The sequence below is a fragment of the Humibacter sp. genome (genome assembly GCF_035547335.1).
Lineage (GTDB): Bacteria > Actinomycetota > Actinomycetes > Actinomycetales > Microbacteriaceae > Humibacter.
Genome location: NZ_DASZVF010000060.1, coordinates 50248 through 62016, shown reverse-complemented (window position 1 = coordinate 62016; position 11769 = coordinate 50248). Strand labels below are relative to the sequence as shown.

Here is an 11769-nt window from a genome sequence, read left to right as displayed (position 1 = left end):
CGGCCCGGATAGTCTGGCGCTTCGTCGCCCCTCTTCGCCGATCGGAGCAGCATGACCGAGTACCGCGCCCACTTCGACGCGACGGTGGAGTTCGTCAACGGTGGATCGCTGAAGGCTGAGGGCTTCCGCCTCGACCTCCCTCGGCCGGACGTCGACGAGACCGAGGTCGGACGGCTCTTCGTGCAGCACCTGGGTCTCGCGCTCGTGGGCGACGTGCACGTGCGCGACCTGCGGATCGTGGCGGAGCAGCACAGGGGTAGCCGTGGCATGGAGCAGGCGGACTCGGCCGCGGCCGGCACGTCCGCCCGCCGCGTGATCGATCTGAGCCATCGCATCCGGGCGGGGATGATCACGTATCCCGGCCTGCCGGCGCCCTGGATCGCACCGCACCTGACGAGGGAGGCATCCCGGTCGGTGTACGCGCCCGGCACGGAGTTCGCGATGGATGTCATCACGATGCTCGGCAACACGGGAACGTATCTCGACAGCCCGTACCATCGCTACGCGGAGGGCGGCGACCTGGCCTCGCTCGACCTGGAGACACTCGTCGATCTGCGCGCCGAAGTGCTGCACGTGACGGACTCGTCGCAGCGCGGCGTGCCGGCATCCGTGTTCTTCGACCGCGATGTGAGAGGCGCCGCCGTGCTCGTGCACACCGGGTGGGACCGGCACTTCGGCTCGCCCGAGTATGCGAAGGGAGCTCCGTTCCTCGCTACGGATGCCGTCGAGTACCTCGTGGAGCAGGGCGCCGCGCTCGTCGGCATCGATTCGCTCAACATCGACGACACGGAGGCGGGAGGCGAACGGCCGGCGCACTCCGGGCTGCTTGCCGCGGGCATCCACGTGGTCGAGCACCTGACCAACCTCGGGAGCCTGCCGGCGCGCGGAGCCCGCTTCACGGCGGCCCCACCCGCCGTCGAGGGTTTCGGCACCTTCCCGGTGCGGGCGTTCGCGATCGTCTGGCCGTGAGGTCCGACCGCGAGGCCCGGCAGCGGGCCGGGCCGGCCCACGTGCCGGGGTCGTCCGCGTAACGTGTCGAACCGGATGCCGAGAGGCGGCGCCGCCGGCGCTCGCCTGCAGGCGACCGGGCGCGCCGCGGCGTGCTGAGGCGCGAGGCAGAACGACGGGTCGTTCACCGGCAGCGGCTGATGAACGGCTCACGACCGACGACGGATCACGGAGGCGATATGGACACCAGGCAGCTACTGACAGACGCCGTGCAGCGGGTCGGGCAGGGCGTGCACAGGCTCGTGCAGGGAGCGGACGAGGCGCTGCTGAGCTACCGGCCCGACCCTGACGCGAACACCGTCGCCTGGCTCGTCTGGCATCTGACGAGGGGACAGGATGCGCAGATCGCGGACGTGTACGGACTCGAGCAGGTGTGGACGTCGGGCGGGTGGTCGAAGCGCTTCGGACTGCCGTTCTCGCAGGGGGCCACCGGATACGGGCAGTCCAGTGACGAGGTCGCCGCGGTGCGCGTGGATCCGCAGCTCCTGCTCGGCTACTACGACGCTACGCAGGACGTGACGCTCGCCCGGATCGCGGCGACGAGCGACGCGGACCTGGATCGCGTCGTCGACACCAGGTGGGACCCGCCCGTCACGCTCGGCGTTCGTCTCATCAGCATCATCGACGACGACGTCAAGCACCTCGGGCAGGCCGAGTACGTGAAGGGGCTCGCTCAGCGCGCCGGGAGCTGAGCCCGGGCGCCAGTCGAGCGCGACTCGAGCAGGAAGTCGATCGCGACGCCCAGCATCTCGTCGTTGAACTCGTGGCCCGCATCGAAGAAGCGACCCTGGTACCCGGGCACTCCGGCGAGCAGAGCGTGGGCGGCGTGCATGCCCTCTCGCGGGAACAGCGGGTCGCGCTCCCCGTAGAGCACGAGAAGCTCGCGCCGGCACCCGACGCTGGCCAGTTCGGGCCAGTCGCAGAGGCCAGGCAGGCCTGGACTGTGCAGCAGCCAGGAATGCGTCTCGAGGTAGTCCGGCACGAGTGAGCCGAACGTGGCCATCATGCACGCGATGACGACAGCGCCGACTCTCGCGTCGAGTGCGCCGAGAAGGTGGGCGCGGCCGCCACCTCCGGAGAAGCCGAGTGCCGCGATCCTCTGCTGATCCACGGCGGGAAGGCCGGCGAGCACGTCGAGTGCCACGAGGTCGTCGGCCACCACCATGCCGGCGAACGACTGACCGAGCACGCCGGCGGCCTTCGCCACCAGGTCCTCGTGCGCGCTGGAGACGGCATCGAACACCTCGGCATCGGTCGGACGATGCCCTTCGGCCGCCCAGAGCGCGAGCATCGCGTCGCGTGCGCGAGCGAGCTTCGGCGGCGGCTCCGACAGGTCGAACCTTCTGCTGTCCCACGAGAACGCGTCGTGCGCGAGCACCACGAAGCCCGCCCGCGCCAGGCGGTTGGCCGGCGCCGACGGGTTCTCGCCGTCGAAGTCGATGAGCTGGGCCGCGCCTGTCGACCGCCGTCCGCCGTGCGGATGCAGCGCCAGGATGCCGGGCATCCGCTCCTCGTCGCCGTCCGGCGAGCCGTGCGCGGCCGGTCTGAGCTCCCAGGCACGAGTCGTCGGTCCGTACGGCGTGCGCCACGTGAGCCGGATGATGGCCACGCCGTCGTGCACGGCAGGCGCTCCGCGCTCGAGGTCGGCCGCGGCAGGCATCCTTCGAAGGCCGAGGACGTCGGCGAGCGACTGCACCGCCGGATCGTCGGCGGCGAACGGTTCAGCGGACGACGCGAACGCCGGCCAGTCCTCGTAGCCGGGGATGGCGGACGGCCGGGTGGCGGAGCGCTCGCCCGCCCGGCCGTCCCGTCCCACGGCTGCATCCTCCTCCTGCGCCGTCACGACGCGGAGTTGATGAGTCCCTGCAGCTCGGTCGTGAACGCCTTCGCCGCATCGGCCGGCGTCGCGCGTCCGAAGACGACATCCTGCGTGTGGCGCTGGGCGACGGACGCCGCGGTGCTCGTGCCCTTCGGCGGCACCGGCGGCACCCACTTGATCTCGCTCTTGATGTTCTGGAGGTAATCGACGGCGAGCTGATCCGTCGGCGACAGCTTCGGCTTCACGACCTTGAGAACCTCGGCGTTCGCCGGCACGCCGCGCTCGGCGAGCTGGAGCTTCGCGGCATCCGTGCTGTTCAGGAAATAGTTGATGATGCCGCCTGCCTGAGCGGGGTACTTGCTCTGCGAGCCGATCGACCAGTACATCGACGGCTTGTAGTACAACCCGTTCTTGCTCGCGGATCCCGCGACGCTCGGCGGCCTCAGCAGCACGATCTCGCCGCCGTTGGACTGCTGGTAGGCGGTGATCTGGTTGCTCCACGTCCAGCCGAGCGCAGCCTTGTTCGTGCCGAACAGGGTCTGCTGCAGCGACGCGGCGACGTCGTTCGTGAACTCGTCAGGCGTCGGCGCATCGCCGGCGTCGAAGAGCTTCTTGATCATGGCGAACCAGTCGGTGAGGGTGCCGACCTTGAAGCCCAGCTTGCCCTTGTCGGTGTAGAGCTGCTCGCCGTGCTGGTGCAGCCAGATCTGGATGTCCTGGTCGCCGCTCTGCCACGTGGTTCCCGTGAAGGCGCCGCCGGAACCCTGCTTGAGCTTGCTGCACAGGTCGAGGTAGTCGTCCCACGTCCAGGTCTTGTCGTCTGGCACCTTGACGCCGGCCTTCTCGAACAGCGTCTTGTTGGCGGCGATGCCGTAGGCGTTGTTGCCGGTCGGGATGCCATAGAGCTTGCCGCCGAGCGTTCCGGCGGCGAGCGACGACTTCAGGGGCTTCGTGTCGATCGAGGCGACGGTGGACATGTCGAGCAGCGCGCCGCGCGCGCCGTATTCGGCGATGTACGCCTGGTCCATCTGGATGACGTCGGGCTCGGTCTGCCCTGCCACCTGCGTCGAGAGCTTGGTCCAGTACGTCGCCCACTGGCCAGGGGCCTGATTGATGGTCACCTTGGGGTGGGCCGCGGTGTACTGCGTGATGATCTTGTCGGTGTACTCCGACCGCACCGGGTTGGTCCACCACTCGAAGTTCAGCGTCGCCTTCTTGAACGCGTCTCCCGCTGCCGCGGTCGAGCTTGCGCCGCCTCCGGCAGGCGTGGCCGACGTTCCGCACCCGGCGAGCAGCAACGTCGTGCCGATCCCCGTGAGTGCCAGTGCACCGAACTGGCGCCGGGACATCTGCTGTGACATGTTGTGGCCTCCTTGCCATGCTGTGGTCACGACGGGCAAACGCTTTCCCGCGCCGTCTGCCACATTATGGTGAGGCTCGTTGGAACGTGTCAAGCGTGCGGAGCGCTTTTCAGAAATCGCTTTCTGATTGAGACCTTCTCAGAGGTTCCTGGCGGCTCAGAACCCCGGGATTCCGCGGGACGGGAGGGCTCGATGCCGCGGGGCCCCGCGCGCCAGACAGTGCTCACGAGCGTGCACCGTCCGGTCGGCGGAACGCGCGAGCAGGGCGCGCCGTCGTCGGAGCTGCGGCGGTCAGGATGAGGCGTCACCGGGCCGGAATCCGATGAGTGATCGTTCACTTATGAACGGTCGCCGATGGGACGCCGCGCGGCTCAGCTCGGTGCCGGCCCGCTGGATCCTCTCGCGATGAGCCGGCCCATCACCTGCGGCTCGAAGCTCGGGGGTTCGCGATCCTCGATGCGCGCGATGAGCTCCTGCATCGCCTGCCGGCCGATGACCTCGAGGTTGAGCTCGACGGTGCTCAGGGTGGGGGAGAGGTAACGGCCCACCTCGTCGTTGTCCCACCCGACGACGCTCACGTCGTCGGGAACCCGGATGCCGCGATCCTGAAGGCCCCTGATCATCCCGAAGGCGATCTGATCGTTCGCGGCGAAGACCGCCGTCACGCCGGAGTTCGCGGGCAGGTCCCTGGCCGCGTCGTACCCCGCCCGCACCGACCACTCGCCGCCGACGACGCCGTACGACTGGAGGCCCAGCCGTTCGATCGTCTGCAGATAGACGGATCGCCGGTTGCGCGCCGACGCCCAGCCGGGCGATCCGGCCACGTGCAGGAAGCGGCGGTGCCCGAAGTCGGCGAGGTGCTGCACGATGTCGGCGGCGAACGCGCCATCGGCGAAGGCCCCGGTCGAGCGCATCTTGTCGTCGTACTCGCCCATCACGAGCATGGGCACCGACTGCTGAGCCTCCCTGGACAGCACATCGCCGAGCGGGGTGAGCGAGAACACGCCCTCCACGCGCTCGTCCATGAGGGTGAGAACACGCTCCCTGCGGCGGGCCTCGTCGCCCTCCAGGCTGACCACGTCGACCTGGTACCCGGCCTCATGGGCCGCGGCCGCCGCACCGCGGAACGGCGAAGGGACGAAGAAGGAGAGCTCGGGGAGCACGACGGCGATGCGGTTGGTGCGCCTCGTGCGCATGGATCGCGCGATGAGGTCGGGCCGGTAGTCCAGGTCGCGGATCGCTGCTTCGATCCTCTCGACAGTAGCCGCCTTGAGGCCGCCGTTGAACCTCAGGTAGCGCGAGACCGTCTGGTGCGAGACGCCCGCCTGCTCGGCCACCTGCATGATGGTCACCCTCTTGCGCAGCGAAGCCCCGGTGACGGTAGTGCTGACCTCCATGCTTTCCTCCCCGTCGTCGACGCCGTGTCGAGAGCGTCTCCTGTGCAGCGGCCGCTCCGTGCGTGGCCGTCGCGGCTCCCGCGGCGCGTCACCGCCTCGACGCTCGCGCCCTTCGGCATTCGACGGTTCGAACCCTATCCCGAGGCAGGCGGTGCAATCGTTTGCCACAGCGATAGTGAACGATCACTATTCATGCTACTGTGACCGCGATCGGGAAAGCGGTTACCCGCCGGACCCGGAGCAAGCGAAACGCATGGCAAGGAGGCCACATGTCACAGCAGCTCTCCCGGCGTCAGTTCGGCGCCCTCGCATTGACCGGCATCGGAACGACGTTCCTGCTCGCCGGATGCGGAACCTCCGCAACTCCCTCGGCCGGATCCACGTCGAAGGTCTCGTCGGGCGACGCCTTCAAGAAGGCGACGCTCAACTTCGCGTGGTGGACCAACCCGGTCCGGTCCTCCAACACCGACAAGATGGTGCAGGCGTACACGAAGGCGCACCCGAAGATCACGATCAACCAGCAGCCCGGCCAGTGGGCGACGTACTGGACCAAGCTGTCGACGCAGGTGGCAGGGCAGACCGAGCCCGACGTCATCCAGATGGACCAGGCCTACATCGCCGAGTACGGCGGCCGTGGAGCGCTGCTCGACCTCTCCACGATCGGCTCGATCGACACCAAGCCCGTGAAGTCGTCGCTCGCCGACGGAACGCTCGACGGAAAGCTCTACGGCATCCCGATCGGCGAGACCGCGTACAGCATCTGCGCGAACAAGACGCTGTTCCAGAAGGCCGGTGTCGAGGTGCCGGACGACAAGACGTGGACGTGGGACGACTACCTCAGCATCTGCAAGAAGCTCGCCGACGGCTCGGGCGGCGCCTTCACCGGGAGTAACTGGTACGGCGGCGACATGGACCTGCAGATCTGGCTGCACCAGCACGGCCAGCAGCTCTACACGAACAAGGGCAAGCTCGGCTTCAGCGTCGACACCGTGACGAGCTGGCTCACCATGGTGGAGAAGCTGTTCCACTCCGGTGGCGGCCCGACCCCGGATGTCTACACGAACGACATCGCAGCATCCGTGCAGCAGACGCAGTTCGGCACGGGCAAGGCAGCGCTCGGCTGGATCTGGAACACCCAGATCACGGCGTTCCAGCAGGCGAACGGCGGCGACTGCGTGCTGCTGCGGCCGCCGAGCATCGCGGGCTCGGCCGACAAGAACGGCCTCTACTACAAGCCGTCGATGTACTGGTCGATCGGCTCGCAGACGAAGTACCCTGCGCAGGCGGGCGCCGTGATCAACTACCTGCTCAACAGCATCCCCGCCAACAAGATCCAGCTCACGGAGCGCGGGGTTCCGGTGGGAGCCGCCGTCGTCGCCGCGATCAAGCCCCTGCTGTCGCCGTACGACCAGAACGCGGTCGACTATCTGTCGAAGATCAAGTCCGAGATCAAGTGGGTGCCGCCGGTGCCGCCGAAGGGCACGAGCACGGTGTCGTCCGTGGCTCAGCGCCACGAGCAGGACGTGATCTTCGGTCGCGCCACTCCCGCCGCGGCCGCCGCCGCGTTCAGGACCGAGGTGCAGAGCCTCATCGACAGCAACTCGTAGCCCGCCGGCGTCCGCTTCGCGGAATCGCTCCCGTCGCGTCGTCGTGGCGGCCCGTGACCTCGAGCACCGCGGTGGAGCGGGCCGCCGGCCGCGGCGCAATCGGGTCTCTCCGTGCGATCGGGGCAGCACTGCGGTGCCTGGGGAAAGGAATACATGTCGGAGTACGTCATCAATGACAACGGAGCCTGGTGCTGGTTCCAAGACGAGCGCGCGCTCGTCGACCAGGAGACCGGGACGCTGCTCGTCGGCTCCATGGCCGTTGCAGAGGGTGAGGGAGGCGAGGGAAGAAGCGGCAACGTCGAGCTGACGATCGTGGATCTCGCCTCCCGCACGGCAAGGGTCGTCGTGCTGCACGAGGCGCTCGAGCCGGACGACCACGATGTGCCGGCGCTCTGGCACCGGTCGGATGGCAGGTGGCTCGCCGCGTACACCAAGCACAAGTCCGACGACCTGCTGCGGTGGCGCATCAGCGAGCCGGGCGAAGGGACCAGGTGGGGCCAGGAGCGGACGTTCGACTGGGCGCCGTACACGCAGGGCCGCGGGGTCACGTACGCCAATCTGCACGAGCTCGACGGCAGGCTGTACTGCTTCACGCGAGCGGTGAACGACGACCCGTGCGCCCTGGTGTCCGACGACGACGGAGACACTTGGGCGTACGCCGGCAAGATCTTCACCCGGCCCAAAGTGGGCTACGTCAACGGCTACACGCGCTACTCGGCGACGGACGGCCGGATCGATCTCGTCACGACCGATCACCATCCGCGCGACTTCGACAACTCCATCTATCACGGCTACTTCTCCGGCGGCGCGCTGCACCGCTCCGACGGATCGACCGTGCACGACCACCTCTTCGACGCTGGCGCCGATGCTCCCTCTCAGGTGGAGCTGACGACGGTTCTCGGCGCAGGCGAGGTGCTCGACGGCGTGAGGCTGACGCACGCCTGGACGTCGGACATCCGGCGCGCTGCCGACGGGACCATCGTCGCCACGCTCACGGCCAGGGGAGACGACGAGCCGGCGAGCCCCGATGAGGAGTTCGCGCGCATGCGGCCCGTGCTCGACCACCGGTTCGTGTACGCCCGCAAGGAGCCGGGGCGGGAATGGATGCTGCACTCGCTGGGCAAGGCGGGCGCGGGCCTGCTCCCGCACGAGCAGGACTACACGGGGCTCGCGACGATCGATCCCTACGACGTCGACTCGGTCTACGTCTCGACGCCGTTCGATCCGCGGACCGGCGCCGAGACCGCGCATCACGAGATCTACTCGGGCCGCACGACGGATGCCGGCGCCACCTGGGACTGGACGCCGGTCACGGAGAACTCGGCCGTCGACAACCTCCGGCCGATCGTGGCTCCCGGCGATCCCGGCCGCGTGGCCCTGCTCTGGTTCCGCGGCGAGATGACGGCATCCCAGCACTACCGCTGCGAGGTGGTGCTGCGCGACACCCCACGGACCAGCGAACCGCACGATGAAGCGCAGAGAGAAGAGGAGAACGCACGATGACCGGGAAGTCCGCGGCTTTCGGCCTGCGTCACGACATCGACACCAGCGTCACCGTCACGACGCCGACGCCAGCCGGAGCGAGCGTCGAGCTGATGCGCTACGTGTACCGGCCTTCCGAGGCGCAGTACGAATCGCCGAGGCCCTACGTGCATCCGATCCGCACGCTCGGCGGACGGCTGGTGACGGTCTTCCGCCCATGGGACCACGTGTGGCACAAGGGCGTCACGCTTGCGCTGCCGGTCGTGGGCGGAGACAACTTCTGGGGCGGCCCCAGCTTCCGGCTCAGCGCGGGCGGCTACGTCGACCTGCCGAACAACGGCTCGCAAGACCATGACCGGATCACGGTGGTGGCCGAGCACGACGGCAGCGCGGTGATCGGCCACGAGCTCACCTGGCACCGGCAGCCGACCGAGCCAGGGGGTGAGGGCGACACGGTCTTCACGGAGAGCCGGGTCGTCTCTGCGACACTCCTGCCGGAACAGGATGCCTGGATGCTCGGCTGGCACACGCGCCTGACCAACGTCTCCGGCGCTGCGATCGACATGGGCTCGCCGACGACAGAGGGCAGGGAGAACGCCGGATACGGCGGCCTGTTCTGGCGCGGACCGCGATCGTTCACCGGCGGGGACCTTGTCGGCTCCGACGGAGCGGACGGGGAGGACGTGCGCGGCGGTCGCGGCCCGTGGGCGGGATTCAGCGGGCGACACGACGGCGACGGCGGGGCATCCACCGTCGTGTTCGTCGACCGCACGCCCGAGCAGCGATTCGACACCAAGTGGTTCGCGCGGTCCCAGCCGTTCGCGTGCCTCAACCCCGCCCCGTTCTTCGACCGGGTGCGCGCCGTTGACGTGGGGGAGACGATCGAGCTTCTGCACAACGTGGTCGTCGCCGACGGCGCATCCGATCGAGAGCGGATGGCGGCGCTCGCCGATGCCGGCAGACGCGCCGCAGAACTGGCCGACACAGCCCTGGAGGGAATCCGATCATGACCGAGACCACAACCCAGGCAGCCGCAGCGACGAATGGGCTCGGGCGGCCGAACGAGTTCACGCCCGAGCGCCCGCTCCGTGTCGGGATCGTGGGAACGGGCGGCATCGCCGGGTCTCACGCGCAGAACCTGAGCCGCCTCGAGGGCCGGGCCAGGATCGTGGGGGCGTGCGACATCGACGCCGAGCGCGTCGACGCGTTCACCTCGAAGTGGGATGTCCCGTTCGGTGCGACGAGCATCGAGGAGCTGCTCGACGGCGTCGAGCTCGACATCGTGCACCTGTGCTCGCCGCCCGGGCTGCACAAGCAGCAGGCCGTCGTGGCGCTGCGGCGCGGCATCCACGTGCTGAGCGAGAAGCCGCCGGCGTTGTCGCTCGCGGAGCTCGACGAGATCGCCGACGCCGAGCGTGCGGGCGGAGCCCAGTTCGCCACCGTGTCGCAGCATCGGTTCGGTTCCCGTGCGCAATGGCTTCGGGAACGGGTGGCCGACGGTGTGCTCGGGCGTCCGCTGACGGCCGTCTGCAACACGCTCTGGTACCGCCCAGACTCGTACTTCGACCTGCCGTGGCGGGGCAACTGGGCCCTGGAGGGCGGGGGCCCGACCATGGGGCACGGCATCCACCAGATGGACACCATGCTGTCGATCCTCGGACCGTGGTCCGAGGTCGTCGCCGTCGCCGCCAGGCAGGCCCGCCCCGTGGCCACCGAGGATCTCACGCACGCGATCGTGACGCTGCAGAACGGCGCGGTGGTCAGCGTGGTGAACAGCATCCTGTCGCCGCGTGAGACCAGCTACCTGCGCTTCGACTTCGAGTACGCCACGGTCGAGCTCGAGCACCTGTACGGCTATTCGGATGCCTCCTGGCGCATCACGCCCGCACCAGGACACGAGGACCGCGTCGCCGAAGCCTGGGCCTGGGGCCCGACGGGCAAGGAGAGCAACCACGCCGCGCAGTTCGCGGCCATCGCCGACGCGCTCGAGGAGGGAAGGCCCCTTCCGGTCGTGCTCAGCCAGGCGCGCAGCACGCTCGAGCTGATCGCCGGGATCTACGCCTCGGCGTTCACCGGCGGACGGGTCTCGGCGGGACAGCTCGGTCCCGACTCGCCGTTCTACGCGAGCATGGCGGGCAGCGGCGCGCCGTGGGCCATCGGTGAGAGCCATGACTGAGTCGGCGCTGCGCGATCCCGCTTCCGGCCGGTCGGCTCGGGACGCAGGGGCTCACAGCGGGTCGGCTGAGGGAAGCGGGCTCCCCGGTGGCGTGGCCGTTTCCCGGTTGCGCGTCTACGACTGGGCGACGTCCGACGGTCTGCGCGGGGGCTCGCCGCATCTGCACACGGCGTCGACAGAGGCGTATGTCGTGCTCGCCGGACGCGGCAGGGTCGAGACGCTCAGCTCGCGTGGGATCGAGGTCACCGACCTCAGGCCCGGCACAGTGGCCTGGTTCACACCGGGAACCGTGCACAGACTCATCAACGACGACGGCGAGCTCGACATCCTCACGATCATGTCGAACGCCGGGCTTCCCGAGGCGGGCGATGCCGTGCTGACCTTCCCCATGGATGTCCTGGCCGACGCGAGCGCGTACGCCCGGCATGCCATGCTTCCGATCGGTCGCGCGGAAGCCGACGTGGCGGCAGCTGCGCGTGCACGGCGGGACCTCGCGCTGGAGGGGTTCGCGTCACTGCGCGAACGCGCGGCATCCGACCTCGGTGGCGCGCTGGACGAGCTCTACTCCGCTTCGGCGAAGCTCGTGTCGCACCGGGCAGGCGACTGGAAGCAGCTGGTGGCGTCGGGGCCCTCGGCTCAGGTGCACGGCACCGAGCGCCAGCTCGAAGCCCTGGCCGAAGGACTGCCGGGAACCCTCGCGCGTTCGGGGATCACGGCCATCGTGCCGGAGCCGGAGCCGAGGTACGGCATGTGCGGCATGCTCACGGTGTGGGACGCCGGCCGATGACGGCCGCCGACGGCAGAAATCGCTTTCTGTCTCGCCTTGACGCAACGCGAGCGTCGCAGGTAACGTTGCCCCAGCGGTTGCCGGGAAGCGCTTTCCTCACCGGTTCGAGCGACGCTCGACCACTACCCGTCC

Annotated in this window: 10 protein-coding genes; 7 read left to right on the top strand and 3 right to left on the bottom strand. The window is 69.1% G+C overall.

Translation table 11 applies throughout. From position 1 onward, the window contains the following. The first annotated feature begins 51 nt into the window (after positions 1-51). On the top strand, positions 52-969 hold the full coding sequence (locus tag VHB92_RS13070) for a cyclase family protein (protein WP_325454198.1): 918 nt from the start codon (positions 52-54) through the stop codon (positions 967-969). Between the two features lie 218 nt (positions 970-1187). Next, positions 1188-1700 carry a mycothiol transferase gene (locus tag VHB92_RS13065; RefSeq protein ID WP_325454197.1) on the top strand — a complete coding sequence of 171 codons (513 nt, stop codon included), beginning with the start codon at positions 1188-1190 and terminating at the stop codon, positions 1698-1700. Here the strand turns inward: VHB92_RS13065 and VHB92_RS13060 are convergent. From VHB92_RS13060 to VHB92_RS13050, 3 genes are all read right to left on the bottom strand, one after another. After that, a complete protein-coding gene (locus VHB92_RS13060) occupies positions 1682-2851 on the bottom strand; it encodes a hypothetical protein (RefSeq protein ID WP_325454196.1) in 1170 nt (389 codons plus the stop codon). The genes VHB92_RS13065 and VHB92_RS13060 overlap by 19 nt on opposite strands. After that, on the bottom strand, positions 2848-4188 hold the full coding sequence (locus tag VHB92_RS13055) for an ABC transporter substrate-binding protein (protein WP_325454195.1): 1341 nt from the start codon (positions 4186-4188) through the stop codon (positions 2848-2850). The genes VHB92_RS13060 and VHB92_RS13055 overlap by 4 nt, the downstream gene beginning before the upstream one ends. Before the next feature lie 371 nt (positions 4189-4559). After that, on the bottom strand, positions 4560-5585 hold the full coding sequence (locus VHB92_RS13050) for a LacI family DNA-binding transcriptional regulator (RefSeq protein ID WP_325454194.1): 1026 nt from the start codon (positions 5583-5585) through the stop codon (positions 4560-4562). A 269-nt stretch (positions 5586-5854) separates the two neighbouring features. Here VHB92_RS13050 and VHB92_RS13045 point away from each other — a divergent pair, with 269 nt between their 5' ends. The 5 genes from VHB92_RS13045 (at position 5855) to VHB92_RS13025 (ending at position 11637) form a co-directional block, all read left to right on the top strand. Next, positions 5855-7192 (top strand): ABC transporter substrate-binding protein, encoded by a 1338-nt coding sequence (locus tag VHB92_RS13045; protein ID WP_325454193.1) that lies wholly within the window; start codon positions 5855-5857, stop codon positions 7190-7192. Between the two features lie 153 nt (positions 7193-7345). Then, entirely contained in the window at positions 7346-8695 is a 1350-nt protein-coding gene (locus tag VHB92_RS13040) for a BNR-4 repeat-containing protein (protein WP_325454192.1), read from the top strand. Further along, positions 8692-9684 (top strand): PmoA family protein, encoded by a 993-nt coding sequence (locus VHB92_RS13035; protein WP_325454191.1) that lies wholly within the window; start codon positions 8692-8694, stop codon positions 9682-9684. Before VHB92_RS13040 ends, VHB92_RS13035 begins: the two co-directional genes overlap by 4 nt. Next, positions 9681-10850, top strand: coding sequence for a Gfo/Idh/MocA family oxidoreductase (locus tag VHB92_RS13030; RefSeq protein ID WP_325454190.1), 1170 nt, complete (start codon positions 9681-9683; stop codon positions 10848-10850). Before VHB92_RS13035 ends, VHB92_RS13030 begins: the two co-directional genes overlap by 4 nt. Then, complete coding sequence (locus VHB92_RS13025) at positions 10843-11637, top strand: cupin domain-containing protein (protein WP_325454189.1); 795 nt, start codon at positions 10843-10845, stop codon at positions 11635-11637. The genes VHB92_RS13030 and VHB92_RS13025 overlap by 8 nt, the downstream gene beginning before the upstream one ends. Positions 11638-11769: the final 132 nt, after the last annotated feature.